Here is a 4,494-nt window from a genome sequence, read left to right as displayed (position 1 = left end):
ATTAAGGAAAAGGAAAGGAGTTAAGCATAAATGAACAAAAAATTAAAAGTAAACCTATTGGGACTAGCAACTATATCCTTTTGGGCCTTGGCCTTTCCCTTTTCAAAGGTTGCAATGCAACATTTTACACCCTTTGCACTAGGTTTTTTGAGAGTATGTATAGCATCGGTTGTATTACTTATAATAGGTGTATTCACTAAGATAAGGCTACCAAAGGTCAAGGACTTAGGCTGGCTATTTTTATCAGCGGCCTGTGGTTTTGGAGTATACCTCTTTGTGTTTAATAAGGGTATACAGACTATAACATCTGCATCTTCAAGTATAATTATAGCTCTTACACCAATCTTAACTGCCATAGAATCAAGCAAGATATATGGTGAAAAGATAAATAAAATAGGTTGGATATCTATGATTACAGCCTTTGGCGGTGTACTTATAATGATGCTATGGGATGGTGTGCTATCAGTAAATATGGGTATGATTTGGACCCTTGCCGCATCGGTATTATTTTCCATATACAATAACCTTAATAGGAAACTATCTATGGATGGTTATAAGGGAATTGAAATTGTTACCTACAGTATGGTATTTTCAATTCTTATATTGTCACCATTCGCCTTCCAAGCAAAGAGAGAGCTCTTAGCAGTGTCTGGTACGTATATACTGGTATTGGTTATTTTAAGTGTATTCTGTAGTGCTATAGCCTACTTCCTATGGAGTATAGCCCTATCAATAGCTGATAATACAAGTGAGGTAGCAAATTTTAGCTTTTTAACGCCCTTCTTTGCAACCCTATTAGGGTCACTAGTTCTTGGCGAGGTGCCAAACCTTGGAACAATAATTGGCGGTATCATCATAATATCTAGTATGGTTGTATTTTCAAAAAGGAATATATTATATAAAGGTAAATAGATACACAAATTTATATATGCTTTGATTTTAAAAGAGGTTGCCACATGGTCCAGGACTTAGAAAATTCTATTCCTTGGGGTCCATATAGGCAACCTCTTTATTTTAGTTTTCTTTTATTGTTATGGTCATTCTTCCAATAGTGTAGGGCATTTATTTTGTAGCCGATCGTAATGGAAATACTGCACAGATATATCCAGGTCATAAGAACGATTATAGTCGATATATTACCGTATATCTCTCTATAGTTACTAAAATTATTAATATAATAGGAGTATCCAATCGATAATAGAACCCAAAGTATAGTCGTAATAAATGCACCAGGTAAGGCCTGTTTAATTTTTATAGGTTTGCAAGGACCGAATATATAAAAATTAAGAAATATTAATAATATAAATACTATTGGCACGACGAATCTTATAAAGTTATATATAAGGGTTAGTATATAAAATTTATCTAGGCTATCCCTGATTATGTTTGCGAACTTACCTCCATATACAAAAAATACAACGGCAAGTATTACTGCCACAAAAAAAGCAATTGCATATAAAAAAGCTAATAGGTTTCTCTTTATAAAGGACCTGGTTTCAGAAAAATTATAGGCTTCATTTTGACCTATTATAAGGTTCTTAACTGCCTTTGAGAAGGTCCAAACAGCAATTAAAAAGGTGATTTCCAGTAGCCTTAAACTCCTATTATTGATTGCTGAATCCACCACTAAAAGTAGAATATTAGATGCTCCAGCAGGAACATTAGTCCTAATTGAGGCTTCAACAAAATCCCCTATTATAGATGGCATATAGGCAAAGGCACACATCAAAAACATTACTGATGGGAATATAGACAATGTCAAATAGTAGGAAACACCTGCCGATCTTGAAAAAATATCTGTTATATCTAATTGTCTTACTAAATATTTGCTTTTATCCATATATTTTTTAAGAGTTTTCATAATTACCTCCCAATACTACTTTAATATATTTTAACACATTCTAATCTAAAAAACTCAACTTATGTTATAATATTAATGTAGAGAAAAAGTTTTCTAGGAGGAATGTTTTGACGATTAAATGCAATAAATACGACCATAAATTAAAAACACTTCCAGAAACATATGTAGCAGTAGATTTAGAATTAACTGGCAATTACTGTCTAAACTATATAATCGAACTAGCAGCCCTAAAGGTAGTAGATGGTGAAATTATTGATGAGTTTTCTAGCCTGGTTAAGCCTCCGGATTATAAGGTATTAGATAATAAGAATAGGCCTAATAGGAGGGATAAGCATAGCAGGGTCAAGTCTACAGTAAATGTTGATGGACAGGTGATTTATTATATAGACGAATTTATAGAGGACTTAACAGGAATATCTAATGATATGATTTTTTCAGCAGAAAATGAGTATAGTGTCATTAAGAAATTTTATAGCTTTATAGGAAATCTGCCTGTAATAGGGCATGGTATGGGCAATGATATACGTGAAATCAAGGATGCCTTTGATAGGATTTTGGGTAAGGACTTTGAGAATCCTTGTATTGATACATTTGACCTAGGGGAATTTATCTATGGAGAAAAATTCTCCCTAATTCGCCTATGTGAATATCTCGATATCAAAAATGTAGGAGTACATAGGGCAAGATCAGATGCCTATAGGACTCATTTATCCTACCTTTCTATATTATCTGACCTAAAATCAAAGTACGGAGATAATTATGGTAGAGAGTTTTTTCAGTGGATGGATAGGGCACTTTTAAAGCAAAATAGGATCTTAAAAAATAGGGTAATGAATAGCATTAATTCCAAAAACTGGAGCCTGAAAAGGAAGGCATATTTAGAGGACAAGAGGCTGGACCTGGACTTTTTCAATTCCAAATTTTGCCTTTCAAATAAGATTAAATTAAAAAATACGCCAGACTTTAAGAAGTTGTTAGATGAGTACAATATAAAAATAACCAACTCTTTGGATTTGGAAACTGACTACTATATAGTCAAAAACTTTATCTACTATACAGGTGACCTTGATAAACAATATATAAAAAAAATAGTCGATTTAAATAGATTGGGCAGGTCTGTAAGGATTATGTCTTTAGGAGAGCTTGCTACAATATTAGAAAATTTTGAGTCAATAGATGATTGGGAGTACAATGACCATCTGTCTTTTATTGACTTTAAGGATAAGAAAATTTACCTATATAATGATTTTAATTACGAGTCTAAGGTAAGTATAGAAAAGATACTAAGAGGCATGGGTGCAATAGTATACGAGGAAATATCCAGTCAAGTAGATTATGTTATAGTGGGAGAGGGCTATGATAAGCCTGTATTCTATGATTCCAAAGAACATGAAATAGTATTGGCCTATCTAGCTCTTGGACACAATATAAATGTAATAAATGAAAAAAAATTCTGGGAAATAACAGAATTTGATGAGGGGGATATATGATTTTAAGTAAGATAAAATTTAGAAAGAGCGTAATATATTTGGGACTAGGTCTTATATTTACTGGAATTTTCTTGATAAGGGCCGATGCAGCAGCAATTAGGAGGATAGATGGACCTGATAGGTACCAGACTTCCTTGAATGTTGCTGACCACCATAAGTCTGATATGGCCATAGTAGTTAGTGGTAAAGACTTTCCAGATGCCCTATCAGCTATTAGTCTTGCAAGTAAGCATAAGGCAAATATTATATTAGTAAAACCTAGTTCAGATGTCTTTGAGCATAGAAAATTTGCTGCAGAACTCTTAAATAGGAAGATAAAAAATGTAATCATTGTAGGTGGTGAAAATTCTGTAGACAAGGGGTATGAAGCAGCCTTACTAAAGTTCTTTCAGGTAGAAAGGATAGAGGGAAGCGATAGGTACGATACAAGCTTGAAGGTTGTTGAAAGAGTTGGAAATAAAAATCTCTGCATAGCTGATGGAAGAAACTTCCCTGATGCCCTATCTACTAGTGGACTTGTAGCAAAAACTAAAACTAGCCTACTACTAGTAGATGGTAGGAAAAAACTAGAATTTCTAAAAGACTATAGGGTCTTATATACAGTAGGTGGGAAAAATTCAATTGTAAATGCATATGGCAAGAGAATAGCAGGTAGCAATAGGTACCAGACCTGCAATCAAATACTTTCTATAATAGATCCAAAGAACCTACTTATTGCAAGTGGAAGGGACTTTCCAGATGCCTTGTCAGCATCATCTATGGCAAGCATGATTGATACTGGAGTCCTACTATGTTCAGCTAGGGTAGATGACAATGCTATAGAACAAAGTGCTAATCGTGACAATATTACAGTAGTAGGTGGTATAAATTCAGTAAGTGGTTTGACCATTAATTCTATTATGGACAAGTATAATTACTCTTATTCGGCTTCTAATGATGTAGGCTTTGACACTGAGAGTCAGACCTATAGGTTTTCGAATGCAAGCATATTTAAGGGCTGGCTCTACCAGGCAAGTAGGTCGCCTTATGGATATGATAAGTTCTACTATAATGAGGAGGGTATACTTGAAAGAGACAAGGTTGTTTCAGGTGTAAAGCTAGATGCTGACGGAAAGGCTATACTAGATGATGACGGTAGACCTG

Annotated in this window: 4 protein-coding genes; 3 read left to right on the top strand and 1 reads right to left on the bottom strand. The window is 34.1% G+C overall.

Features of this window, described 5'->3' with window-relative positions; all coding sequences use genetic code 11:
• The first annotated feature begins 30 nt into the window (after positions 1-30).
• Positions 31-912: a DMT family transporter gene (locus tag ACW6OJ_RS07505; protein WP_456096205.1), complete on the top strand. Its 882-nt coding sequence runs from the start codon at positions 31-33 to the stop codon at positions 910-912.
• A gap of 97 nt (positions 913-1,009) precedes the next feature.
• On the opposite strand, the gene ACW6OJ_RS07500 is transcribed toward ACW6OJ_RS07505, so the two are convergent.
• A complete protein-coding gene (locus ACW6OJ_RS07500; protein WP_456096204.1) occupies positions 1,010-1,861 on the bottom strand; it encodes a YihY/virulence factor BrkB family protein in 852 nt (283 codons plus the stop codon).
• Positions 1,862-1,968: 107 nt separating this feature from the next.
• Here ACW6OJ_RS07500 and ACW6OJ_RS07495 point away from each other — a divergent pair, with 107 nt between their 5' ends.
• On the top strand, positions 1,969-3,351 hold the full coding sequence (locus ACW6OJ_RS07495; RefSeq protein WP_456096203.1) for an exonuclease domain-containing protein: 1,383 nt from the start codon (positions 1,969-1,971) through the stop codon (positions 3,349-3,351).
• Positions 3,348-4,494 (top strand): cell wall-binding repeat-containing protein (locus ACW6OJ_RS07490; protein WP_456096202.1); only part of this gene is annotated, 1,147 nt, incomplete at its 3' end. The genes ACW6OJ_RS07495 and ACW6OJ_RS07490, both read left to right, overlap by 4 nt.

This window comes from Peptostreptococcus sp. (genome assembly GCF_977045075.1).
Note: the sequence above shows the minus strand (reverse complement) of the source record. Positions and strands in the feature narration are given on the sequence as shown.